A 23,351-nucleotide genomic window follows, 5' to 3' on the forward strand; every position below is an offset into this window, starting at 1 on the left:
GTCACACCCCGGTGGCGTGCGCCTCCCAGGCGCGGGTGCGCACCTCCTCGTCGCCCAGCACGTCCAGGGCCGTACAGGCCAGGGCCTCCACCACGGACAGCAGGACCCGCCGGGCCCGCTCCGAGGCGGCTGCCTCGGCGAACTCCGGGGTGTGGTCGGAGCCGTCGGCCTCCATGATCGCGACGAAGGGGTGGATGGAGGGCACCCGGGAGCTGACGTTCCCGATGTCGGAGGAGCCCAGGTAGACACCCGGCACGGGCGGCGTCAGGGTGATGCCGGCGCGGGCCAGATGGACGGCGAAGCGCTCGGAGAGCACCTCGCTGTCCCGGAAGTGCTCGTAGCGCACACTGGCGCGTTCGACCTCGTACGACGTGCCGGTCGCCCGGGCGACGCCCTCCGCCGCCGTGTGCAGTTGCGCCGCCAGCTCGTCCAGGGCGGCGGTCGTGAGCGCCCGCAGTCCGAAGCGGCCCTCGGCGTACTCGGGGACGATGTTGGTGGCCGTGCCGCCGTGGGTGACGATGCCCTGGACGTGCGAGCCCTCCGGCAGCCGCCGGCCGAGCGCGGACAGGACGTTGAACAGCTCCACCAGGGCCGCGAGCGCGTCGATCCCCTCCGTCGGATTTCCGGTCGGATGGGCGGCCCGGCCCCGGAAACCGACCCGGTACTGCTCCTGCGCGGTCAGCGGCGCCCGCACCCAGTCGTACACCCCGGGATGCACCATCAGGGCGGCGTCGACGTCGTCGAAGACCCCGGCCGCCACCTCCAGCGCCTTGCCGCCGCCGCCCTCCTCGGCCGGGGTGCCCACCGCCAGCACCGACCCGTCCGACGTGCCCCTCACCTCGTGCGCGACCAGCGCGGCGCCGAGGCCGGCGGCCGCGATCAGGTTGTGCCCGCAGGCGTGCCCCAGGCCGGGCAGCGCGTCGTACTCCAGCAGCAGCGCCACCGTGGGCCGGTCCCGGCCCGACCGTGCGGTGAACGCGGTCGGCAGCCCGGCCACCGCCCGCCGCACCTCGAACCCAGCGCCCTCCAGCTCGCCCGTGAGCAGCGTCGCCGCCCGGTGCTCGGCGAAGGCGTACTCCGGGTCCGCGTGCAGGGCCGACGCGACGGCCCACAGCGCGTCGGCACGGCGCGCGACCTCCTCGCGCACCCGGCGGTGCGTCATGTCGGGACGGGGCACGGCGGACCTCCTGCAGGCCGGGGCGACTTCCACGCCGGGCCCGGGTTCCACCGAACGGGGCCGGTGACACCGGCCGCCGGGTTTGGAGTGTCCGGTGGGTGCAACACGGTCGATGCGGCTCCGGGCGACGCCAGGCACGGCGAACGAGGCGCCGCAGGCCTGGAACCGGCTCAGGAGGAGGACGGCGATGGATCACTCGCGCGCACCCGTGCTGGAGGCGCTGCAGGAGTTCCGGCGACGAGGGGACGTCGTGTACGGACCCCCCGGCCACAAACAGGGCCGCGGCACGGACCCCCGGGTCGCCGAGGTCCTCGGCATCGACGTCTTCCGCTCGGACGTGCTCACCCTGAACGGGCTGGACGACCGCCGCCAGTCCCAGGGCGTGCTGGAACAGGCCCAGGAGCTCATGGCCGACGCCGTCGGTGCCGAGCACGCGTTCTTCTCCACGTGCGGCAGCTCCCTGTCGGTCAAGACCGCGATGCTCGCGGTCGCGGGCCCCGGGGAGAAGCTGCTGCTGTCCCGCAACGCCCACAAGTCCGTCATCGCCGCGGTGATCATCAACGGTGTGGTGCCGATCTGGGTCCACCCCAAGTTCGACCGCGAACGCCATCTGGCCCACCCGCCGGAGCCCGACGACGTGCGCGACCGGCTGCGCGAACACCCGGACGCCAAGGGCATGCTGCTGATCACGCCGACCGACTGGGGCACCTGCGGCGACGTCCGGGGTGTCGCGGACGTCTGCCACTCCTTCGACGTACCGCTCATCGTGGACGAGGCCTGGGGCGCCCACCTGCCCTTCCACCCCGGCCTGCCGACCTGGGGCATGGACGCGGGCGCGGACCTGGTCGTCACCAGCGTCCACAAGATGGGCGGCGCCATCGAGCAGAGCTCGGTGTTCCACCTGCAGCACGACCGGGTCTCCCCCGACGTGCTCAAGCAGCGCGAGGACCTGCTCGGCACCACCAGCGCCTCCAGCCTGGTCTACGGCGCACTGGACGGCTGGCGGCGGCAGATGGTGGAGCAGGGCCACGACCTGCTGGACCGGGCCCTGCACCGGGCCGAGCGGCTGCGGGCCGAGCTGCGGGAGCTGCCGGGGCTGCGGGTGATGGGCGGTGAGATCATCGAGGAGGGCCTGGCCGCCGAGTACGACCCGCTGAAGATCGTCGTCGACGTCCGGGACCTCGGCATCAGCGGCATGCAGGCCGCCGAATGGCTGCGCGCCCACCGCCACATCGACGTGGGAGGCTCCGACAGCTGCCGGATCAGCGCCTCCATCACCCACTCGGACGACGACGAGACCGAGAAGATCTTCCTGGAGGCGGTGCACGCCCTGGTGGAGGGGGCCGACTCGATCGAACGGCAGCCCGCGGTCCACCTGCCCGAACCGCGCGTGCTCGAGCTGGAGCAGGCGGTCCTGCCGCGCGACGCCTTCTTCGGACCCGCCGAGCAGATCCCCGCCGACCAGGCCGTCGGGCGCATCGCCGCCGAGATGATCAGCCCCTATCCGCCCGGCGTACCCGTCGTGGCACCGGGCGAGGTCATCACGGCCGAGGTGCTGGACTACCTGCGCAGCGGCGTCGAGCACGGCTTCCTGATCTCGGACTCCGCCGACCCCGAGCTGCAGACCCTGCGCGTCCTGGCCCGCCCCTGACCGGCGGTATCCGACCTGCGGGGTGCGCGCGCAGCGCCTAGGGTGACGTATGCGGGCGGACCGGTGGCCGCCCGCCCCCGGGTCAAGCAACGGCCCTCCTGCGAACCCACACTGGCAGGAGGGCAGTTGACCCGCTCCATGGTCTCCGGGCCGAGGCGAACGTCCGAAGGGCCGGCCGCGCCGCCGACGCGGCCCGCGCCGGCCCGACTTCACCCCGACGGGAAACACCCCCGTGTTCCCCGGTTTCGGACGCCCCGGCCCGGGGACCTCGGTGTGAGGCCGCACGCCCGGGCTCTTCGGCCTTCTGACACTCGACCACGGCCGGCGCCCGTTCGGGCGTACCCGGCCCCCGTGTGCCCGCCATCCCCCTCGCCCGTGCCGGGCACCCCGTGACCAGCGAAGGAATGGTAGTGATGAGCGAGACCAACCCCCTCAAGCGTGCCGCGGACAAGGTCGCCCGAGCGGTGCAGGGAGACGGCACGGGACCGCAGGACGGCATCCCCGGCAAGCCCGGACCCGAGTCGCCGTCGGTCGCCGAACCCACCGAACCCCGCGAGCCGCTGCCCCCGAAGCCCGACCAGACCGGCCCGGACACCGTCTCGCCGACCGGGCAGCCCACCGGCGCCGAACAGGCCCGGATGGCCCAGAGCGGCAGCTACCTCACCACCGCGCAGGGCAACCGGCTGTACGACACCGACCACTCGCTCAAGGCCGGCCCCCGCGGCCCGGTTTTGCTGCAGGACCATCACCTGCGCGAGAAGATCACCCACTTCGACCACGAGCGCATCCCCGAGCGCGTCGTGCACGCCCGCGGCGCCGCGGCCCACGGCATCTTCACCAGCTACGGCACGGCGGCCAACGTCACCAAGGCCGCCTTCCTCGCCGAGGACGTCGAGACCCCGGTCTTCGTCCGCTTCTCCACGGTGCTGGGCTCGCGCGGTTCCGCCGACACCGTGCGCGACACCCGCGGGTTCGCGACCAAGTTCTACACCAGCGAGGGCGTTTTCGACCTGGTCGGGAACAACATCCCCGTCTTCTTCATCCAGGACGCCATCAAGTTCCCCGACATCGTGCACGCCGCCAAGCCGCACCCGGACCGGGAGATCCCCCAGGCGCAGAGCGCCCACGACACCCACTGGGACTTCGTCACCCTGCACACCGAGGCCACCCACCACGTCCTGTGGAACATGTCCGACCGCGGCATCCCGCGCTCCTACCGGACGATGGAGGGCTTCGGCATCCACACCTTCCGCCTCGTCGACGCCGAGGGCCGCACCACCCTGGTCAAGTGGCACTGGAAGCCCAAGCTGGGCGTGCACTCCCTGGTCTGGGAGGAGGCGCAGATCATCAACGGCGTCGACCCCGACTTCCACCGACGGGACCTCGCCGACGCCATCGAGGCGGGCGCCCACCCCGAGTGGGAACTGGGCATCCAGACGTTCCCCGACACCCCCGACCAGACCTTCGAGGGCATCGACCTGCTCGACCCGACGAACATCGTCCCCGAGGAACTCGCCCCCGTGCAGCCCGTCGGACGGCTCGTCCTCAACCGCAACCCCTCGAACTTCTTCGCCGAGACCGAGCAGGTCGCCTTCCACCCCGGCCACCTCGTCCCCGGCATCGACATCACCGACGACCCGCTGCTCGCCGGGCGCCTGTTCTCCTACCTGGACACCCAGATCACCCGCCTGGGCGGCCCCAACTTCGCCCAGATCCCGATCAACCGCCCGCACGCCCCCGTCAACGACATGCTCCGCGACGGCATGCACCAGACGGCCGTGCACCGGGGAGTCGCGCCCTACCGGCCGAACTCGCTCGACGGCGGCTGCCCGTTCACCGCCGGCGCCGACCTGGGCGCCTACGTCGAGACACCGGTCCGGGTCCCGGAGGCGACGAAGGTCCGCGAGGCGCCCGAGTCGTTCCAGGACCACTTCAGCCAGCCCCGCCGGTTCTGGCTGAGCATGAGCCCCGTGGAACGCGAGCACATCATCGGCGCCTACACCTTCGAGCTCGGCAAGTGCTACGAACAGGCCGTACGCGAACGGGCGTTGCAGGTCCTGGCCAACATCGACCCCGAGCTGTGCGCGGGCGTCGCCGCCGGCCTCGGACTGCCCGCCCCCGAGCCCACCGTGCCGCTCGCCGACGTGGAACCCAGCCCCGCCCTCTCCCAGGTCGGCCACACCTGGCCCACCGACGGACGCGTCATCGGCATCATCACCGGCCCCGACGGCGACCTGGACGGCGTACGCGCCGTACGGCAGGCCGTCCTCGACGGCGGCATGGTCCCGCTGATCGTCGCCCCGGCCGGCGGCACCCTCGGCTCCGGCACGGACGCGCTGACCGTCCAGCGCACCTACGCCACCGCACGCTCGGTGGAGTTCGACGCCATCCTGCTCGCCGGCACCCCCGGGGTCGGGACCGACGCCTACGGCTCCCGCGACGCCAAGGCCGGCCTGCCCGCCGCACAGCAGTCCACCGCCGACCCGCGCGTCGCACTGCTGCTGGGGGAGGCCTTCCGGCACGGCAAGGCCATCGGCGCCTCCAAGGCCGGAGAAGAAGTCCTCGAAGCCGCCGGCATCCCCACCGATGCGCCCGGCGTCGTCCTCGGCGACAGCGCGACGACCGCACTGCAGCAGATCACCCAACTCCTGGGCACCCACCGGGTCTGGGAACGCTTCCCCGCCGCGGCCTGACCGGCCCCGCCCCGTACGCCGGCCCCTTCCGAGGGGCCGGCGCACGGCCGTTCAGGACTGCGTCGTGCGGCACAGCAGCAGGCAGACGTCGTCGTCGTGCTCGGAGTCGTGCAGCATCGGCTTCAGCAGCGACTCGGCCGCCGCGTCCAGGTCCTCCAGTTCCGCCGCGTCGAGCGCCTCCACGGCCCGGACCAGCCGGTCGATGCCCGCGTCGATCCCGGCGGCCCGCCGCTCCACCAGACCGTCGGTGTACAGCGCCAGCGTGGACCCGGCCGGCAGCCGCACCGTGTGCTCCTCGTACTCGTAGGGCAGCGGAACGCCCAGCATGATCCCGGGCTTGGCCTCCAGCACCCGCACCGCGCCCTCGGGATCGCGCGCGATGGCCGGCGGATGCCCGGCCGCGGCCCACACCACCGTGGGGTCACCGGGAGTGAGACGGGCGATCGCGCAGGTCGCGTACAACTCCGGCTGCTGGTGGCGCAGCATCCGGTGCAGCAGGGTCAGGATCCGTGCCGGCCCGTTGCCCTCGACGGCGTACGCCCGCAGCGCGGTGCGCAACTGGCCCATGATGACCGCCGCCCGCAGCCCGTGCCCCGTCACGTCCCCTATCACCGCGAGCACACTGCCGTCCGGCTGCGGGAAGGCGTCGTACCAGTCACCGCCGATGTTCAGGCCGTGGGTCGCCGGCAGATACCGCGCCGCCAGCGACAGGCCGGGCGTGCCGGGCAGTTCGGTCAGCTGCGCGCGCTGCAGCGCCTCGGCGACGTGCCGGTGCTGCTCGTACTGGCGGGCGTTGTCCAGGGCGATGCCCGCCCGCCGGGCCAGTTCCAGCAGCATCACGGTGGTGTCCGGGTCGAAGCGCTCCCCGGGCGCGGCCAGCGTGAGGACGCCCTGCACGGTGCGGGAGCCGAGCGGCAGGCACAGCAGCGGCCGGTCCGGGGACAGCGCGGACGCCGGCAGGTCGTCCACGCCGGGCAGCTCCCCGGGGTGCGCGGCCGCGTGCTGCGGGCGTCCGGTGCGGGCTGCGGTGACCGTGGCGGCCGCCCGGCCGCCCGGCGGGGTGCTTTCGTCGTCGACCAGCCAGATGCCGACGTGGTGCGCGTACTCCGGCACGAGCAGCTCGGGCAGCCGGCGCAGGATGTCGTCCTGGTCGAGGGAGGCGTTCAGCGCGGCGCTGGCGTTCGCCAGGAAGGTGAGCAGCCGGCGGGCGTTCTCGGCCGCCGCGCGCGCCGCCCGCTCGGCGTCGAGCAGTTCACGCTGGGCCAGCGCGGCCGCCTCCAGTTCGGCGTGCAGCGCCAGCACCCCCTGGTTGGTCTGGTGCAGTTCCTCCCGGTGGAAGCGGACCAGCTCCTCCGTCTCGGCCAGGTGCTCCAGTACGGCGGCCGTGTCCGCGTCGGCGTCCAGCAGCGCCCCGGCCAGATCCGCGGAACGGGGCGCGGGCACGGCCACCTGGCCGGAGCAGGGCACCGTGCGCTCCCAGTCCGCCGAGCGGCCCGGCCGCCGTACCGCGAGGTGCAGACGGTCCGTCCCGGCGCGGACGGCGACCTCGGCGCCGCCCTTGCCGAGACAGCGCCGCAGGTGCGCGGTGAACGAGGTCAGCAAGCGGGCCCGGTCGAGCGCGGGCACACCGGCGTCCGCCGTCAGCCGCGCCAGCAGAGCACGGGCGCGGGCGGCGTCGGCTGCCGAGGCGATGGTCCAGATGTCAGAGGCGGCTGTCATGGGTGCTGGTCCGGCGGTCGGGGGCAAGTACGGCCACGCTGACGTCGTCCCGTACGGGGCGGGCGGGACTGGCGGCGTCGCGCAGGACCGTCGCGGCCACCACCGTCGGATCATGGGCGAGCAGACGCGGGTCCTCGGGCGACTGCCAGCGGCTCGGCAGCCCGTCGCTGTGCACCACCAGCAGGCTGTCCGCCCGCCACGGCGCCCGCCGCAGCGGAACCTGCGCCGGGAAGTACGCCCCGACGATGCCCGGATGGGACACCAGCGACGACCAGGTGTCTCCCGTGCGCAGCCGGGCGCCGACGTTGCCGACCCCGGCGAAGCGGAGCTCCTGCCGGCCGCTGTCCACCTGCGCCACGACCACGGCCGCGCCCCGGGTGGGCCGCAGGGCCGTGTGCAGCCGGCGCAGGATCTCCACCGGCGGCAGGTGCGCGGCGCGCCGCAGCTCCTGGGCCGCCGCCGTGGAGGCGTGGGCGGCCCGGCCGCCGTGGCCGAGACCGTCGGCCAGCACCAGGGTGAGCAGCTCGCCGGAGCGCGCCCAGCTCCAGGCGTCCCCCGACTCCTCCGCCCGCCCGAGCGCCACGGTCACCCCGCCCACCGGCACCTCCGGCGCCGGCGGCCCGGGCCGGACCGGACCGACGTCTATCCGGGCCACCGCCACCGTGCCGCGGCCCGGGACGCTGTACAGATGGAAGGCGTTCGCGATCCGCCCGCAACTGCCCAGCCCCGCGCCGAGGGAGGCCTCGGCGGTGCTGAAACCGTCCCGCAGCGCGGCGCGCACGTCGGCGATGCCCGGCCCGTGGTCCAGTGAGCACAGCTGCACCGACGTGCCCGTCCCGGCCGGACCGTCCACCAGATTCACCACCATCAGCCCCCCGCCCGCGTGCTTGAGCAGGTTGGTCGCCAGCTCCGTGGCGACGAGTTCGGCGGCCGCCCTGCGGTCCTGGTCGAGCCCGGCCCGCGCGCTCGCCGCCCCGGCCGCGACCCGTACGTCCCGTACCCGGGTCGAGTCGTGCACCGGGACCTCCCACACCCGACTCATTCGCCCCCCGGACGTGCCGCGGGCACCTGCGTGACCCAGGCGATGGCCGTGACGGTGGTGCCCCGGCCGGGCTCGGTGTCCACGTCGAACTCGTGCACGAGGCGCTTGGCGCCGCTCAGCCCCAGTCCGAGGCCGCCACCCGAGGTGTAGCCGTCGGTCATCGCCAGGTCCAGGTCCCGGATGCCCGGTCCCTGGTCGGTGAAGCGCATGCGCAGGCCACGGGTACGGCCGTTGTCCAGCGGAGTGATCTCCGCGCGCCCGCCGCCGCCGTGCACCAGCGTGTTGCGGGCCAGTTCACTGGCCGCCGTGACCAGCTTCGTCTGCTGCACCAGCCCGAAGCCGAGCTGCGCCGCGCACTGCCGCACCTGCTGCCTGACCCAGGCCAGATCCGCGTCCGAGCCGATCGGCAGGCCGGCCGCGGCGGCGCGCCCGGAAGCGGCCATCAGGCCCCCCTTTGCGACAGCAGTTCCAGGGCACGGTCGACGTCCAGGGCGGTCACCAGGCCGGGGAGCGTGAGCCCCAGCTCGACCAGCGTGATCGCCACGGCCGGCCGCATGCCGGCGAGCACCGTGCGGGCCGCCAGCAGACCGGCCGTCGAGGCGATCTCCGCCAGCACCCGCCCGAGGAACGAGTCGACGATCTCCACACCCGAGATGTCGATCACCACGCCGGTGACCCCGCTGGCGGCGATACGGCTGGTGAGGTCCTGCTGGAGCTGCTCGGCCATGCCGTCGTGCAACTCGCCGTGCAGCGTGACGAGCAGGACGTCGCCCAGGGCCAGTACGGGCACCTGGGATCCAGCGGGGAAGGGATGGCTCACCGGGCGCTCGCACCGGTGTCCGCGCGGGAGACCTCGATGCCCTGTCGCCCCAGCGCGTAGGCGAGCGCGTCGGCGAGGGAGGCACGGGTGAGCACCGACCCCAGGTCGATGCCGAGCTGCACGATCGTCTGTGCGATGGCCGGACGGATACCGGAGACGATGCATTCGGCCCCCATCAGCCGCGCCGCGGCCACCGTCTTCATCAGGTGCTGGGCCACGAGCGAGTCGACCGTGGGCACACCGGTGATGTCCAGGATCGCGTACCGGGCGCGCTGGTCGACGATCGCCTCCAGCAGCGACTCCATCACCACCTGGCTGCGCGCGCTGTCCAGCGTGCCGATCAGCGGGACGGCGACGGTCCCCTCCCACAGCTTGATGACCGGCGTGGCCACTTCGAGCAGTTGCTGGCGCTGGCGCTCGATCAGGTCCTGGTTCGCGTTCAGCGCCGTCTCCATCACCACCAGCCGCAGGGTGCTCATCACCAGGGTCAGTACGAGCACGCCCTCCTGGGCACCGGCGGCGTTCGGGTCGGGGAACTCCTCGCGCAGCAGATCCACCGCCGGGCCGCGCAGGGCGGACACCTCGTCGGCGATCTGGGCCGCGGTGGACCCGGTACGGGCGCGGGTGGCCGCCATCCAGCCCAACTGCTCGCGCACGGTGGTGAATCCGGGGGCACTGATGTCCTCAAGGCGCCCGCTGACCGTCACATCGGACAGCGCGTCCAGGACGGCCTTGCACGCCTCGACCGCCTCGTCGCGCGAGACGGTGAACACCGAGCGGAACAAGGGGGCGTCCGCCCAGCGCTGGGCGATCTGCTCCCGGCGCCGCTCCAGGAAGTCGCTCACCCACTGCGGCGCCGACCCGGCCACTGCCTGCTCCGGCACGTCCATTCTCTCCCTTTCCCACCTGCTGCCGCCGGGCCCGGCAGGGCCATGACGACTGCTTCACTGCATCGCGCGGGGCCCGGCGGCCTGAGCCGCCGGGCCGGTGACGGAGAGCCGACTACCCCGGATCACGGCAGGCTCTCCTCGCTGTTACCGATGTCACTCGCGCGTGGGACGTATCGGACCAGGGAGACCGATGGACGTCCGGGAGGGGCGGGGGAGAGATCTCTCAGAACCCGCCGCCGCTCTGCGGCCCGCCGACCTCGCCCCGCCACGCCCCGGTCTCTAGACCGCCGCGCTGCTCGATGAACTCCTTGAACCGCCGCAGATCGCCGGATACCCGCCGCTTGACCAGGCCGAGCTTGTCGCCGACGGTCTCCGTCACGCCCTCGGGGTCGAACTCCAGTTGCAGCATGACCTGCGTGGTCGAGTCGTCGATCCGGTGGAAGGTGACCACACCGGCCTGCCGCGCCTCACCGTCCACCGTGGTCCAGGCGACCCGCTCGTCGGGCCTCTGCTCGGTGATCGCCGCGTCGAACTCCCGGCGCACCCCGCCGACATTCGTCACCCAGTGGGTCAGGGTGTCGGTCCGCTGCTCGATCCGCTCCACCCCCTCCATGAACTCCGGAAACGTCTCGAACTGCGTCCACTGGTTGTACGCGGCCCGCACCGGAACCCCGACCCGAACGGACTCCTCAACCTGCGACATGAAGCACACCTCCCGCTTCCTACGACTGCACGAGACCTTCGGGTTCCTGCTTGCGCCCAGGTCATGCATCCCAAATCCGCCACCGGCCGCGTGCCCGGCGGGCAGAGCACAGCTGCGTGGCCGGCAACTCCGCCGGGCGCGGGACGACTTGGACGGCCTGGCGGGCAGGAGCGGATCAGTCGTGTGCCGGCGCCGGGGCCGGGGCCTCGCGGCTGGGCGGGACCGACTCGAGCTGGGGAGTGGGGCGACGGCGGCGGCGGAGCAGCAGGCGTCGTGCGGGGCATTCCACCGCCTCGTACAGAAGCCACGACAGGCCCAGCGACACGGTGAAGGCGGCAGCGGTGACCGTCAGGCCCGCCAGTACCCCGAAGTGCGGTTTGGTGCCGAGGAGATGGGTGCCGGCGCGCAGCACCAGCAGGTGGATCATGTAGAAGGCGAACGACAGTTCCCCCAGCCGCACCAGCCGTCGGTGCCGCCACAGCGAGGGCAGACCCTGCAGGTCCGCGACGGCCGCCGCCGGGATCAGCAGCGTGAACCCGGCGAGCGTGCACACGGTGGCCGGATAGCCGGGCGCGACCTGTGGGACCAGGAAGTACCCGATGATCGCCAGCGCCAGCGAGGCCTCCAGGCCCGGCCCGCGCCAGCGGCCGAGCAGCACCAGCCGGGCCGTCACCGTGCCGAGCACGAACTCGGGCAGCCGGGCGGCGGGGTAGGAGTACAGCGGCGCGCTCGTCCAGTGGTGGGCGTCCGCCCAGGCCAGCACCAGCACCGCGAGCACCGACAGCGCGCCCAGCACCGTCGCGCCACGCGCGCCGAGCCGCCGCAGCAGCAGGATCAGCAGCGGGAAGGCCGCGTAGAAGAACGCCTCGCAGGCCAGCGACCAGCTCACCGGGTTCAGCGTCTGCCACCAGGGCTGCCACCACGAGTGCAGCAACAGCACATTGGCCAGCGCCTGCCCGGCCGTCGGCCGGCTCTGATGGGCCAGCGTGTACGCCATCACGAACGCGACGCCCAGGGTGACCAGGTGCACCGGGTAGATCCGCGCGATTCGCCGCCGCCAGAAGGCCGGCGCACGGTCACCGGGCCGCGCCGACCACGTGAGCACGAAACCGGACAGCACGAAGAAGAACGAGACCCCCGTGGCACCCGCCCCGAACGCCCAGGTCACGATGTGACCGGCGCCGCCGCCGAAGTAGCCGAAGTTGTTCACGTGCAGCCCGAACACCAGCAGCGCCGCCATCCAGCGCAGCCCGGTGAGGGACGGCAGGGAGGGCATGGCGACGGGCGGCGAGGATCTGTCCGCCGCCGTGGCCGCGCCGGTTGGAGCGGGCGGCGTCCGGGTCGTCCGGGTCGTCGCCGTGGTCATCCGATCACCTGCCGCAGAAGGTTCGCGTGGGGCATGAAGGGGAACGTTGCCCGTTTGCCCCTTTCCATTCACGTGACGTTGCCAACTTCACACGGCCGGCGAACGAGCGGCTCCGCCGTATGCCACGGACGCCCCGGCCCGGTGCACCCTTTCGAGTGAGGACCGCCCTTGCGTCGGTCAACCGTGGATCCCGGAAGGGGACCCCCCAACCTGGTGCCTCACGTGGGGGCATCACCGAGGGAGGCCAGGGCCGTGTGCACCGTCCTGTGCAGGGTTTTGGCGTCGGCCCCGGCGCGGGAGCGCAGGTTGACCCCGTAGGCGAGCAGCGTCAGCAGCTCGGCAGCGGTGGCGAGGTCGACGTCAGGGCCCAGTTGACCCCGCGCCCGGGCGGTGCGCAGGGCGGTGAGCATGGCCTCGCACAACCGGCGATGGTGCCGTTCGAGGAGACGGCGGACCTCCGGGGTGCCGTTCTCGGCGCCGACGTGTGCGTTGACGGCCATGCAGCCCCACTGCGCGTACGGTCCCGAGCAGCGCACCTCGATCAGCCCGGCGAAGAACTCGGCGAGGGCCGGCAGCCCGCGGTCGTCCTCGGCGAGGCAGCGGAACGCCGGCTCGGAGTGGGTCTCGATGTAGCGCTGGAGCGCGGCGAGGTAGAGGTCCTGCTTGCCGCCGAAGGTGGCATACAGGCTGGAACGGTTGAGCCCGGTCGCCGTCACGACGTCCTGGACGCCCGTCGAGGCGACGCCCTGGCGCCAGAACAGCCGGACCACCGTGTCCAGGGCCGCGTCGGGGTCGAAGTGCTTGATGTCCGGCATGCGCCACTCACCATCCTGAAACGATGGTTCCAAGATAACGCGACCGCCGCTATGCTGGAAAAATCTTGGAACGGACGTTCCCAGTTGATTCGTCGTCAGCGGAAGGAAGAGCCACCATGAGTCTCGATGAGCAACTGCGCGCCTTCTTCGCATCCCGCTACCCGCAGATCCCCGCCGCGCAGCGGGACGTCATGGACCGCGCGGCCCGGGAGCTCGCCGCCTCCGGTCAGGCCGAGAGAGCACTGTCCGCGGGCGCCCGTGCACCTCGCTTCAGCCTGCCTTCCGCCACCGGACGGACCGTCGCACTGGACGAGCTGCTGGTCCAGGGACCGGTCGTGCTGACCTTCTACCGTGGTGCCTGGTGCCCGTACTGCAACATCGCTCTGCACGCCCTCCAGCAGCACCACGACGCCATCATCGCCCGCGGCGCCCGGCTGGTGGCCGTCTCCCCGCAGATCCCGGACGAGTCCCTGACTCTGGCCGAGAGGCACGAGCTGGCCTTCGACGTGCTCAGCGACGTCGGCTCGGACACCGCCAAGCAGTACGGCCTCGCCTTCGACCTGCCCGAGGACCTGGCCGTCGTCTACGAGGGGTTCGGCTTCGACCTCCAGCGTGTCAACGGCGGTCACGCCCGTACCCTGCCGCTGCCCGCGACGTACGTCGTCGACCGCGACGGGATCATCCAGTGGGCGTTCGTCGACACCGACTACACCAAGCGCGCCGAACCCGCGGACATCCTCGTCGCCCTCGACTCCCTCGCATGACCTCGCCGGCGCGACGGACGCGTCGGCGAGCGGAATCCGCCGTCTCCGCCGACCGGAGCCATGAAACGGGCGTTCCAGAAGAAGGCGATCCCCATGATCCTTGCCTGGTCATGCTGCTGAAGACCAGGCACCATTGACCTCCGCGGAACCCGCCGCAGCTTCGGTCAAGCGGTCGCGGTCAGAGCGTCGGCGAGGTCCGCGAGGTTCTCGGCGGTGCGGGTGGGCGGCAGCATCGACGCGGGGTAACGGCCCGCCCCGCGCCGCAGCCACGCTCCGGCCAGCCCTGCGCGCTGCGCGCCGTCGACGTCCCACGGGTGCACGGCGACCAGCAGCGTGCGTTCCCTCGCCACGCCGCACCGCTCGGTGGCGAAGTGGTAGGCCTCGGGGGCCGGCTTCCAGCAGCGCGGTCCGGCGACGTCCAGCAAGGCCTCGAAGCAGCCTGCGATCCCGGCCTGGTCGAGCAGCCGCTCGGTGAGCGCGGCGCTGCCGTTGGTCATGGTCGCCAGGCGGAATCCAGCCTGGCGCAGGGTGCGGACGGCGGCCGGGGCATCGGGGTGGAGCGGCAGCTGGGACAAGCCGTCCAGGATGTGTTCGGCGGTCCGCGCGGGGTCGCCGCGCCAGTCGTCCAAGCCGTCGAGCAGGGCGAGCAGGCCCTCGCGTGCCAGGTCCGCGAAGGGGGCGTAGCCGCCCGCGGCGGTCAGCGCGAACCCGTCCCGCAGTACGCCCGCGAACCAGGTGGCCTGCAGGTGCGCGGGCACGTGGAAGTCGGCGAAGCGGGTGTGCAGCGCGGACAGATCGGAGAGCGTCTCGTTCACGTCGAACAGCACCAGCTCCGGGAGGGCCTCCGTCATGACGTCCCCTCTCGACGTTCTCGACCGTGCCGCGGATGAGCCGGGTCGGCTTGAAGCAAGCGGCGCAGACGTGGTTCCGCGGGTCATGACGGGCAGCGAGTACCCGACTGTCCGTACCCGCAACCGGAGTCATGCGAGTGGCCACCGTATGGAATCTCGCGACGGTGGTGCCGACGCTGCCCTGCCCACGTCTGCGTGAGCGCTCACCAGGCATCAAGACGCCGACGGCGACGCACACTTGCCTGTGCGGACATCTGGGACGGCCGCATCCGGCCGATTGCGACGAGAGCGAGCCCGGTCAGCATCAAGGCGTTCGAGGCGAAGAAGCGGACCTCCCAGGACGGGCTGGGAACCATCCCGAAGTAGAACAGTCCTTGCACCAGGCAGGGCACACCGATGAAGATGGCGCCGAGTCCGTGGGCCCGGGGGCGCGCCACGCGACCGCGTGCCCACGGAAGGGTCCACCCCGTACGCAGGCATACGGCTCCGTAGACGAGGGTGGACAGGCCCAGCGCCGTGACTACTCCCACGAACCACGTCATGGCCACTCCCCGGCTCGATCGGACACCGGATGATGGTCGCAGGCCCTGGCGCCGTCGGACCATGCCGGATCTCGGCAGTGTCCGGTGGCATCGCATTGCCGCCCGGTCGTTGTCACAGCTTTGTGACGGGAACCGCCGTTGTGCCGATCACACCGAATGGGAACCGGGGCCGGTGTCCAGGCGTACGAAGGGAATGGTCCTGCCGGCTTCCCGGAACCCTGCTTCGCTGCCGTCCGCGGGGAAGCCCATGAACGCGCACAACCGGCGTGCGGTCCGTGGATGCCGGCGGGCGTAGCGCGCCATGATCTCGGCGCCGTCGTCCGGTGCCAGGAAGTGCGCGGTGACGGCGTGGTGGCGGTTGCCCACCTGAACGACGGTCTTCGGCTGCGCGCGCAGATTGCGGTACCAGGCTGCCTTCCGGCCGAATCCGGACGCGACGGTCCAACTGCCGGCGGCCGCGTCGTGCTCCACCACTTCGAGGACCACTCTGCGGTCCAGTCCGGTGACGCGGCCCGTGTGGTGGAGCAGCAGCAGCCGCTCGCCGAAGAGCCACCCCAGCCCCGCGCGGAACCCGACGATCGGCAGCCGTGCGATGAAGCGCCGCCAGCCGCTGGGGAGCGGGGGCCGGTCGGACGGCGTCTGTCTGCGGGGCATCTTCGCCTTTCCGGAGAGTCGGACGTGCCGGCTCGCCTCTGTTGGGTTACGGGCCGAGGCAAGAGCGGCTTGAACGCGAGAACCTTTGCACAGTCTAAAGGTGGGAGTGTCTCTCTGGCACACGGGATCGGGCCAGTCATCGCCGGTCCGGATCGTCGGGGATTCACGGCGAGGGCGTCGGTCGCCGGCGTCACCGGTGATCGCGGAGGTGACCCAGCGGGTACTGCTGCGGCCGCTGTCGCGGACCGCGGGCCCGCACCAGGCGGCGGTGTCGTACGCCTCGGCGGTCGCGGAGGCGCGGATCGGTGCTGATCCGCACGGGGTGGCCTCGGCGCACGGGATCCGCGTGATGGCGGGGGACACCAGGGCAAGGGGCCGGCCGCGGTGCGGACCGCCGCCGTGGTCGTCCGGCCCCGCCGGTCGTGCGTGAGTGCGGCGGCGTCGGCTTCCCCGGTCGCCCGCCTTCGCCCTGCCGCTCGGCATGGGGGCGTACGGGGGCTGCTGCTGTACACGGACGGCGTCATCGAGACCCGGGACCCGGACTGTCCTTCCGCCCTCTGGAGGACCGGGCGGGCCTGCTCGAGAAGCCCGACGCGGACCGCGCCCACAGGCTCTGCGCGAGGATCTGGCGCGGCATGCCGCCGGGCCGGTTCAGGAGGACGCCGTGATGCTCTTGTTCCGGGATCACGGCCGCACGGACGGAAAAGCTGCCTCCAGCGAGTGAGAGCGCGGCGACCTTGACAGTGTAGAAAGGTTGTATGCCGAAGCGAGAGACCCCCACGGATGCCTTGGACGACGTTGATGCGGTCACTGCGGCGGTGCTGACCGCTTCCCGCCTCTTGGTGGCGGTCTCCGCTCGCTCGCTCGCGGCTGTGGAGGAGCGGGTGACCATTGCCCAGTTCCGGATGCTGGTCGTGCTGTCCACCCGGGGGACGACCAAGCTCGTCGCGCTGGCCGAACTGCTTCAGGTGGCGCCCTCGACGGCCATGCGCATGGTGGACCGGCTCATCGCCGCGGGGCTCGCCGACCGCAAGGCCAACCCCACCAACCGTCGCGAAACCCTCCTGCAACTCACCGAGGAGGGCCGGCGCACCGTGGAGGAGGTCACCGCCCGGCGCCGCGCCGAGATCGCCGCCATAGTCGAACGTCTCCGCCCGATCCAGCGGCTCGCGCTCATAGAGGCCCTCAATGCCTTCAACGAAGTGGGAGGAGAGCCCCCGGCCCCCTGGGCGGAGGATCTGGAACTGCACCCGCTCGGCTGGATCGTGGACGGAACCGCGGCGCGCGACGTGTAACGCTCTGCGTCTGGTGCGTCGGCGCTTCAGCGGAGGGGCGTGAGCGGCCGCCGCGGCAGGCGGCAGCACCGGGGAGTTCATCGACGACGCGCTGCACGAACGTGCTGAATCGACCGGCTGCCTGCCGGGCAGTGTCCAACGCCCGGTTCGCCGACCGGCGCCCGGCGAGGCCGAGGCTCACACCGGCCCGCGTCGCGGACGAGGCAGGCCCCGCATCGCCGAGCCCTCCAGCGCTGCGGCGATGCTCCGCGCGGCGGCCACGGCTGATCAGCCCACGTGCATCGCAGCGGGTGGGGCCGGCCGGCGCGGACACAGCATCTGCCGATGCTCAGGTGGTGGCGTGCACCGCGCGCAGTGCGCTCTGGTGGCTGAGCCAGCCGACCGGTTTGCCCCGCGGTGCGTCGAGGACGGGCAGCCCGGTTCCGGCGGCCGCGAGCAGCGTATGCAGGACATGGGCGAGCGGCTGGTCGGCGGTGACTGCCGCGGGGGGACCGGCGAGCTGTCCCACCGTCGCGGGCGCCGCGTCCGGCTGTTCCGCGAGGGCCTCGGCCACCGCCTGGGCGGTGACCACGCCGACATACTCCCCGGTGTCGTCGACGACCGGGAGAGCTCCGTGGCCGGAGAGGCCCAACAGGTCGGCGGCATCGGCGAGAGGCGTGGCTTCGGGCAAGGCCGAGGGCAGCGGTTCCATGACGGCGCCGACGGGCTGTGCACCGATCCGTGCTCCTGGTGCGGGGCCTTCGAGGTCGATGCCGCGGCGGCGCAGCTTGAGGGTGTAGATGGTGTCGCGGGAGAGCAGGCGGCCGACCGCGGTGGCCAGCACGACGGCCAGCATCAAGGGCAGGATGATCGAGTACTCGCCGGTCAGCTCGAAGAGGATGACCACGGCGGTGATCGGTGCCCGCGCCGCGCCGGCGAAGGTGGCGCCCATGCCGACCAGGGCGTAGGCACCCACCGCACCGCCCGTGTCGGGCAGCAGGTGGTCGACGCCGATGCCGTACGCCGAGCCGAGCATCGCGCCGACGAACAGGCTGGGCGCGAAGACGCCGCCCGAGCCGCCGATGCCGATGGTCAGGCTGGTCGCCAGCATCTTGCCGGCCATCAGCAGGAGCAGGAAGCCGACGGCGTAACCGCCCTCGGTCGCCTTCTCCAGCACCGGGTAGCCCACGCCGTACATCTCCGGCAGTGCCAGCAGCACCAGCCCCAGCGCCAGTCCGCCGACGGCGGGGCGCAGCCATTCCGGGCCTCGCCACAGCCAGTCGCAGGCGTCCTCGACCAGGTACAGAAAGCGCGCGAAGCCCGCCCCGGCCCCTGCGGCCACGATGCCGAGCACGGCGAACAGCCCGTACTGGGAAATGCGGTCGACGTGGAAGTCCGGCAGGCTCAGAAAGGCGACATCGCCGAAGGCGGCCCGTCCGATGATGCTCGCCGTGACGCTGGCCAGCACCGTCGCGCCGAACGCCTCTGCGCTGATGGTGCCCAGGATCAATTCCATGGCGAAGAACACGCCGGCCAGGGGCGCGTTGAAGGTGGCCGCGATGCCGCCCGCCGCACCGCAGGCGACCAGGAGCTTCATGCGGCCCTCGGTCGCCTTCGTCAGACGGCCGAGGGTGGAGCCGAGCGCCGAGCCGATCTGCACGATGGGGCCCTCGCGGCCCACCGATCCGCCGGAGCCGATGGTCAGGGCCGAGGCGAGCGTCTTGACGACGGCGACCTTGGGGCTGATCCGCCCGCCGCGCTGGGCCACCGCCAGCATGACTTCGGGCACTCCGTGCCCCCGGGCCTCCTTGGCGAACCGGTGCACGAGGGGGCCGTACAGCAGGCCGCCGATCACCGGGGCGAGGAGCACGAAGTACGGGCCGAGCCACGGCACGTGCGGGTTCCGGGCGCCCGGGGTGGCGGCGTAGTCGGAATGACCGGACAGCAGGTGGGTGAACGTCTTGATGCACCACCGGAAGACGACCGAACCCGCACCGGCCCCGGCGCCGACCACCAGAGCCAGCGCCATCAGGGCCCAAGGCGCGGTACGCAGGCCAGTGGGCCACGGACTCCGTGTGAAGCTCCTTCTCGCACTGCTGGGCCCCTGCTTTCCGCGTGTTGCTGCCGATACGGCACTCATCGATTCCCCTTCCTTAGTTTTGCATTATGCAAAACGAGACAGGGGTGCCGCGAGTCGATTGGGGACGGTGCCGTGCCGAAATCCCCGACGCCGACCTCCTCGGCGGGTCCTACCGATCGCCAGGTCCCCGGTCGGCGTGGACTCCACGCGGGCGGATCACGACGCCCCGCGAGGTCGATCGCTTCCGGGGGGCACGGCGTGCGATGCCCGCTCTCTTCCGTCCGGCCACCGACTCGGCCACCGACTGCGGCGCGGAAGCGGATCGTGCCTGCGTCGGAGGAGTTGGTGGGGCGTCAGTCGTTGCCCGGGGTCAGGCGTTCGATCCGGGCAGCGGCGGCGCGGGCGCGGCGCTCGGCCTCTCGTAGGGTCCGGTCGGTCGTACGTGCCCTCTCTTCGGTGTCGTGTTGTTCCGCGCGGGCCCGTCGTTGCTCCTCCTGGGCGTGCTGGAGTTGCGCACGCAGGTCCGCCAGGCGCTGCTCCGCCTCCGCCGCACGCCGGGCGGCGTCCTCGGCCTCCGTGTGGGCGGCCCTCGCCTCCTCCTGCCGGGTCTGCAGCTCCTGCTCGGCCTCCCGGGCCCGCTCGCGGGCCTCGGCGAGCTGCCGGCGGCGCTCTTCGTCCTCCTCGTCCCCCGCGCGTCGGCGAGGCCTGGTGGGTCCCGCCGGGGGAGTGGGCCTGCGGGCGACGGCGGTCTCGTCGGCGGCCGGGAAGCCGATCGCGGCGCTGAGCGGCTTCACCAGGCGCCCCGCCGCCCACTCCCGGGCGGCCTCCGGATCCGCGAGCACGGCGTGCAAGGTCTCCTCGACCTCCCGCTGCACCCCCTCGCCGACCGGATGACCGGCCTCGGCCGCCAGCCGCCGCGCCTGCCGGCCGAGCGCCCCGATCACCTCGCTCTGCCGCCGGGCCAGCAGCCGCAGCTGGGAGCCGTCGAGCTCACGGTGCGCCCGGCGCAGCTCCTCGCCGAGCGCGAGCAGCGGCTGCACCTCCGCGGACCGCCGGCGGACCAGGAGATTGCTCACCCAGGCCGCCAGGCTCGGCCGCCGCAGCGCGGTGATCTCCTTCGCGAGGCCCTGCTCGCCGGACGTGCGGGCCTGCATCGCGTACCGGTCCCGTGCGGCGACGAACTCCTCCGGCCGCAACCCGTACAGCTCCTCGGCGACGGCGTCCAGCTCCACCAGCGTCCCTCTCGAGCGTCCACGCGACGAACTCCGAGTTTCTCACCATGGGGGAGGGATGTGTCGTATGTCCGTCATTGCCCTACCGTCGGCCCGGCGCGCCGCCTACCGCATCGCGGTGCCCCGTGATCCGCTCGGGCGAAGCCACCCGCAGGCGAACAGCAGCCGACGACACGAAGCTAAAATTGCATCGTTCGTTTTCTTGAATCCTTCGTGTTTATGCCTGTAGGTTCACCTCATGACCGCACCACGGACCCCGACGACCGCCGAAGAGCTGCGCGGTGCCGGCCTGCGCGTGACGGCGGCCCGCGTGGCGCTGCTGGAGACCGTCCGGAGCGGTGACCACCTCGGCGTCGAGGCCATCGCCTCCGGTGTCCGCGACCGCGTGGGCCACATCTCCCTGCAGGCCGTGTACGAGGCGCTGCACGCGCTCACCGCCGCGGGCCTCATACGCCGTATCGAGCCGGCCGGCAGCCCCGCCCGGTTCGAGGGACGCGTCGGCGACAACCACCACCACGTCGTGTGCCGCTCGTGCGGCGCGGTCGCCGACGTCGACTGCGCGGTCGGGGACGCGCCCTGCCTGGCCGCGTCCGACGACCGAGGCTTCTCGATCGACGAGGCCGAGGTCGTCTACTGGGGCACCTGCCCCGACTGTTCCGCCGGCCGCAGTTCCTGAGCATCGAGTTCCGAACCCCAGGTCCGAGCACAGAGTTCCGTCCAGTCCGGAAGGATTCCCATGACCGAGAACCACGACGCGATCGTCACAGACGCGAAGTCGGAGGAGGTGAGCGGCGGCTGCCCCGTCGCGCACGGGCGCGCCCTGCACCCCACCCAGGGCGGCGGCAACCGCCAGTGGTGGCCGGAGCGGCTCAACCTCAAGATCCTTGCCAAGAACCCGGCCGTCGCCAACCCGCTGGGCGAGGACTTCGACTACGCCGAGGCGTTCCAGTCGCTGGACCTCCCGGCCGTGAAACAGGACATCGCCGAGGTCCTGACCACCTCCCAGGACTGGTGGCCGGCCGACTTCGGCCACTACGGCCCGTTCATCGTCCGCATGGCCTGGCACAGCGCGGGCACCTACCGCATCAGCGACGGCCGCGGCGGCGCCGGCGCCGGCCAGCAGCGCTTCGCGCCGCTGAACAGCTGGCCGGACAACGCCAACCTGGACAAGGCCCGCCGCCTGCTGTGGCCGGTCAAGAAGAAGTACGGCCAGCGGCTGTCCTGGGCCGACCTGATGATCCTCGCCGGCAACGTGGCCCTGGAGTCCATGGGCCTGCAGACCTTCGGCTTCGGCGGCGGCCGCGCCGACGTCTGGGAGCCGGAGGAGGACGTCTACTGGGGCCCCGAGACCACCTGGTTGGACGACAAGCGCTACACCGGCGACCGCGAGCTGGAGAACCCGCTCGGCGCCGTCCAGATGGGCCTCATCTACGTCAACCCCGAGGGCCCCAACGGCACTCCGGACCCGCTCGCCGCGGCCCGCGACATCCGTGAGACGTTCCGCCGCATGGCGATGAACGACGAGGAGACCGTCGCCCTGATCGCCGGTGGCCACACCTTCGGCAAGACCCACGGCGCCGGACCCGCCGACCACGTGGGCCCCGACCCCGAGGCCGCCGGCTTCGAGGAGCAGGGCCTGGGCTGGAAGAGCAGCTACGGCACCGGCAAGGGCGCCGACACCATCACCTCCGGCCTGGAGGTCACCTGGACCCCGACGCCGACCCAGTGGGACAACAGCTTCTTCGACGTCCTCTTCGGCTACGAGTGGGAGCTGACCGAGAGCCCGGCCGGCGCCAAGCAGTGGAAGCCCAAGGACGGCGCGGGCGAGGGCACCGTGCCCGCCGCCCACGACCCGGCGAAGAAGATCGCGCCGAACATGCTCACCACCGACCTGGCGCTGCGCTTCGACCCGGTCTACGAGCCCATCTCCCGCCGCTTCCACGAGAACCCGCAGGAGTTCGCGGACGCCTTCGCCCGCGCCTGGTTCAAGCTGACGCACCGTGACATGGGCCCGAAGTCCCTGTACCTCGGCCCGGAGGTGCCGGACGAGACCCTGATCTGGCAGGACCCGCTGCCGGAGCGCGAGGGCGAGCTGATCGACGACGCGGACGTCGCGGCCCTGAAGACCAAGCTGCTCGACTCGGGCCTGACCGTGTCCCAGCTGGTCACCACCGCGTGGGCGTCCGCCTCCACCTTCCGCGGCAGCGACAAGCGCGGCGGTGCCAACGGCGCCCGCATCCGCCTCCAGCCCCAGCGCGGCTGGGAGGTCAACGACCCCGACCAGCTCGCGCAGGTGCTGCGTACCCTCGAGGGCATCCAGGCGGACTTCAACGCCTCCTCCGGCGCCAAGAAGGTCTCTCTCGCCGACCTCATCGTCCTCGGCGGCGCCGCGGCGGTGGAGAAGGCCGCCAAGGAGGCCGGCTACGAGGTCCAGGTGCCCTTCACGCCCGGCCGTGTCGACGCGACCGAGGAGCACACCGACGCCGAGTCCTTCGAGGCGCTGGAGCCGACCGCGGACGGCTTCCGCAACTACCTGGGCAAGGGCAACCGCCTGCCGGCCGAGCACCTGCTGCTCGACAAGGCGAACCTGCTCACCCTGAGCGCCCCGGAGCTGACCGTCCTCGTCGGCGGTCTGCGCGTGCTGGGCGCGGGCCACCAGGGTTCGCAGCTCGGCGTCTTCACCAAGACGCCCGGCTCGCTGACGAACGACTTCTTCGTCAACCTGCTCGACCTGGGTACGACCTGGTCGGCGACCTCCGAGGACCAGACCACCTTCGAGGCCCGCGACGCCGCCACGGGCGAGGTGAAGTGGGCCGGCAGCCGTGCCGACCTGGTCTTCGGCTCGAACTCCGAGCTGCGGGCGCTCGCCGAGGTCTACGCGAGCGACGACGCGAAGGAGAAGTTCGTGACGGACTTCGTCGCCGCCTGGGACAAGGTCATGAACCTCGACCGGTTCGACCTCGTCTGAGCCACCCGCCGAAGGCGTCCGGTCCGGCCCGCGAGGGCCGACCGGGCGCCTTCGCCGTGCCCGACCTTCCGGGACCTGTTCACCCTTCCGGGACCTGTTCACCCGCCCGG

20 protein-coding genes are annotated in these 23,351 nt (G+C 72.4%); 6 read left to right on the forward strand and 14 right to left on the reverse strand.

Translation table 11 applies throughout. From position 1 onward, the window contains the following. Window position 1: 1 nt before the first annotated feature. Window positions 2–1,162 (reverse strand): amidohydrolase, encoded by a 1,161-nt coding sequence (locus ACZ404_RS19760; protein ID WP_468442010.1) that lies wholly within the window; start codon window positions 1,160–1,162, stop codon window positions 2–4. A 202-nt stretch (window positions 1,163–1,364) separates the two neighbouring features. On the opposite strand from ACZ404_RS19760, the gene ACZ404_RS19765 reads away from it, so the two are divergent. Continuing rightward, complete coding sequence (locus ACZ404_RS19765) at window positions 1,365–2,828, forward strand: aminotransferase class I/II-fold pyridoxal phosphate-dependent enzyme (protein ID WP_468441570.1); 1,464 nt, start codon at window positions 1,365–1,367, stop codon at window positions 2,826–2,828. Window positions 2,829–3,241: 413 nt separating this feature from the next. Beyond that, a complete protein-coding gene (locus tag ACZ404_RS19770; protein ID WP_468441572.1) occupies window positions 3,242–5,521 on the forward strand; it encodes a catalase in 2,280 nt (759 codons plus the stop codon). A 51-nt stretch (window positions 5,522–5,572) separates the two neighbouring features. Here the strand turns inward: ACZ404_RS19770 and ACZ404_RS19775 are convergent, their stop codons facing one another. The 8 genes from ACZ404_RS19775 to ACZ404_RS19810 all read right to left on the reverse strand — a co-directional run bounded on the left by ACZ404_RS19775 (window position 5,573) and on the right by ACZ404_RS19810 (window position 12,876). Further along, entirely contained in the window at window positions 5,573–7,240 is a 1,668-nt protein-coding gene (locus tag ACZ404_RS19775) for a PP2C family protein-serine/threonine phosphatase (protein ID WP_468441574.1), read from the reverse strand. Further along, window positions 7,224–8,282, reverse strand: a complete 1,059-nt coding sequence (locus ACZ404_RS19780) for a SpoIIE family protein phosphatase (protein ID WP_468441575.1) — start codon at window positions 8,280–8,282, stop codon at window positions 7,224–7,226. The genes ACZ404_RS19775 and ACZ404_RS19780 overlap by 17 nt, the downstream gene beginning before the upstream one ends. Then, window positions 8,279–8,725: an anti-sigma regulatory factor gene (locus tag ACZ404_RS19785; protein ID WP_468441576.1), complete on the reverse strand. Its 447-nt coding sequence runs from the start codon at window positions 8,723–8,725 to the stop codon at window positions 8,279–8,281. Before ACZ404_RS19785 ends, ACZ404_RS19780 begins: the two co-directional genes overlap by 4 nt. Next, the gene (locus ACZ404_RS19790; protein ID WP_468441578.1) at window positions 8,725–9,102 is read right to left on the reverse strand and encodes an STAS domain-containing protein; all 378 of its coding nucleotides are present in this window, start codon (window positions 9,100–9,102) and stop codon (window positions 8,725–8,727) included. Before ACZ404_RS19790 ends, ACZ404_RS19785 begins: the two co-directional genes overlap by 1 nt. Continuing rightward, complete coding sequence (locus ACZ404_RS19795; RefSeq protein ID WP_468441580.1) at window positions 9,099–9,992, reverse strand: STAS domain-containing protein; 894 nt, start codon at window positions 9,990–9,992, stop codon at window positions 9,099–9,101. Before ACZ404_RS19795 ends, ACZ404_RS19790 begins: the two co-directional genes overlap by 4 nt. Window positions 9,993–10,215: 223 nt before the next feature. Continuing rightward, window positions 10,216–10,695: an SRPBCC family protein gene (locus ACZ404_RS19800; RefSeq protein ID WP_468441582.1), complete on the reverse strand. Its 480-nt coding sequence runs from the start codon at window positions 10,693–10,695 to the stop codon at window positions 10,216–10,218. Between the two features lie 175 nt (window positions 10,696–10,870). Further along, complete coding sequence (locus tag ACZ404_RS19805) at window positions 10,871–12,061, reverse strand: acyltransferase family protein (RefSeq protein ID WP_468441584.1); 1,191 nt, start codon at window positions 12,059–12,061, stop codon at window positions 10,871–10,873. 218 nt (window positions 12,062–12,279) lie between these two features. Next, a complete protein-coding gene (locus tag ACZ404_RS19810) occupies window positions 12,280–12,876 on the reverse strand; it encodes a TetR/AcrR family transcriptional regulator (RefSeq protein WP_468441586.1) in 597 nt (198 codons plus the stop codon). A 116-nt stretch (window positions 12,877–12,992) separates the two neighbouring features. On the opposite strand from ACZ404_RS19810, the gene ACZ404_RS19815 reads away from it, so the two are divergent. Next, window positions 12,993–13,640, forward strand: coding sequence for a peroxiredoxin-like family protein (locus ACZ404_RS19815; RefSeq protein ID WP_468441588.1), 648 nt, complete (start codon window positions 12,993–12,995; stop codon window positions 13,638–13,640). Window positions 13,641–13,804: 164 nt separating this feature from the next. Here the strand turns inward: ACZ404_RS19815 and ACZ404_RS19820 are convergent, their stop codons facing one another. The 3 genes from ACZ404_RS19820 to ACZ404_RS19830 form a co-directional block, all read right to left on the reverse strand. Then, window positions 13,805–14,491, reverse strand: a complete 687-nt coding sequence (locus ACZ404_RS19820; protein WP_468441590.1) for a haloacid dehalogenase type II — start codon at window positions 14,489–14,491, stop codon at window positions 13,805–13,807. A 203-nt stretch (window positions 14,492–14,694) separates the two neighbouring features. Further along, window positions 14,695–15,033, reverse strand: a complete 339-nt coding sequence (locus tag ACZ404_RS19825) for a hypothetical protein (RefSeq protein WP_468441592.1) — start codon at window positions 15,031–15,033, stop codon at window positions 14,695–14,697. A gap of 147 nt (window positions 15,034–15,180) precedes the next feature. Then, window positions 15,181–15,687, reverse strand: a complete 507-nt coding sequence (locus ACZ404_RS19830; protein WP_468441594.1) for a nitroreductase family deazaflavin-dependent oxidoreductase — start codon at window positions 15,685–15,687, stop codon at window positions 15,181–15,183. A gap of 758 nt (window positions 15,688–16,445) precedes the next feature. Here ACZ404_RS19830 and ACZ404_RS19835 point away from each other — a divergent pair. Continuing rightward, window positions 16,446–16,982, forward strand: a complete 537-nt coding sequence (locus ACZ404_RS19835; protein WP_468441596.1) for a MarR family winged helix-turn-helix transcriptional regulator — start codon at window positions 16,446–16,448, stop codon at window positions 16,980–16,982. 328 nt (window positions 16,983–17,310) lie between these two features. Here ACZ404_RS19835 and ACZ404_RS19840 read toward each other — a convergent pair whose 3' ends face one another. Next, window positions 17,311–18,990, reverse strand: a complete 1,680-nt coding sequence (locus ACZ404_RS19840; protein WP_468441598.1) for a chloride channel protein — start codon at window positions 18,988–18,990, stop codon at window positions 17,311–17,313. Between the two features lie 404 nt (window positions 18,991–19,394). Further along, the gene (locus ACZ404_RS19845; RefSeq protein ID WP_468441600.1) at window positions 19,395–20,273 is read right to left on the reverse strand and encodes a hypothetical protein; all 879 of its coding nucleotides are present in this window, start codon (window positions 20,271–20,273) and stop codon (window positions 19,395–19,397) included. A 238-nt stretch (window positions 20,274–20,511) separates the two neighbouring features. Between ACZ404_RS19845 and ACZ404_RS19850 the strand changes: the two genes are divergently transcribed. Together ACZ404_RS19850 and katG are read left to right on the forward strand one after the other, a co-directional pair. Further along, the gene (locus ACZ404_RS19850) at window positions 20,512–20,949 is read left to right on the forward strand and encodes a Fur family transcriptional regulator (protein WP_468441602.1); all 438 of its coding nucleotides are present in this window, start codon (window positions 20,512–20,514) and stop codon (window positions 20,947–20,949) included. A gap of 60 nt (window positions 20,950–21,009) precedes the next feature. Then, on the forward strand, window positions 21,010–23,241 hold the full coding sequence (gene katG / locus ACZ404_RS19855) for a catalase/peroxidase HPI (RefSeq protein ID WP_468441604.1): 2,232 nt from the start codon (window positions 21,010–21,012) through the stop codon (window positions 23,239–23,241). Window positions 23,242–23,351 lie beyond the last annotated feature (110 nt).

The organism is Streptomyces sp. NPDC030798 (assembly GCF_055572275.1).